At 74.1% G+C, this 625-nt stretch carries 1 protein-coding gene; it reads right to left on the bottom strand.

Going from position 1 to position 625, the window contains the following annotated elements; translation table 11 throughout:
- Positions 1 to 177: 177 nt before the first annotated feature.
- Positions 178 to 492, bottom strand: coding sequence for a hypothetical protein (locus BIV03_RS19640; protein WP_070418040.1), 315 nt, complete (start codon positions 490 to 492; stop codon positions 178 to 180).
- Positions 493 to 625: the final 133 nt, after the last annotated feature.

Below are 625 nucleotides of genomic sequence, written 5' to 3' on the forward strand. Positions count from 1 at the left end.
CTGCGGGTCGGCGAGCAGCGGGGGCCGGCCGATGGCGGCGAGGACCGCTTCGGTGCCGATCCACGCAGCGACCAGGGCGAGCACCACGAGCGACACCGCCACGGCGGTCGAGCGGGAGCGGTGCACGCTCCGGCGACGGATGCGTCGTTCGACGGAACCGTTGCTCATGATGGCCTCCTAGGCGATCCGGGACTGGTGCTCGCGCACGATCCCGGTGAGTTCGATGTGGGCACTGCCGACGCGGCGGCCGGTGAGTTCCCCGACACGGCCCTTGACCTCGTCCGCGACCCGGGCGGTGCGGGTGACGATGTCGTCGCCCGCGGCGATGGGGCCGGTGATGTCGAGCGCGAGCGCGCCGGCGGTGTCGCCGAGACCGACGCGCACCCGCTTGGCGGGGGCGCCGAGCCGTTCGGCTGCGACGGCCCGCGCCAGCGAGGTCAGTGCGCGAGCGGTGATCTCGACACGGCCCGGGACGTCCGGGCCGGCGTTCACCGGGAGCTCCGGCGTCCGGTCAGCACGTCGGCGAGGGCACCCCGGTCGATGCGGCCGGTGACCAACGCGGCCACGAGAGCCCCGACGGCACCGAACACGACCACGAGCACGAAGCCCCAGAACCCGAACTGCA

It is taken from the genome of Curtobacterium sp. MCBA15_016, from assembly GCF_001865105.1.
GTDB lineage: Bacteria > Actinomycetota > Actinomycetes > Actinomycetales > Microbacteriaceae > Curtobacterium.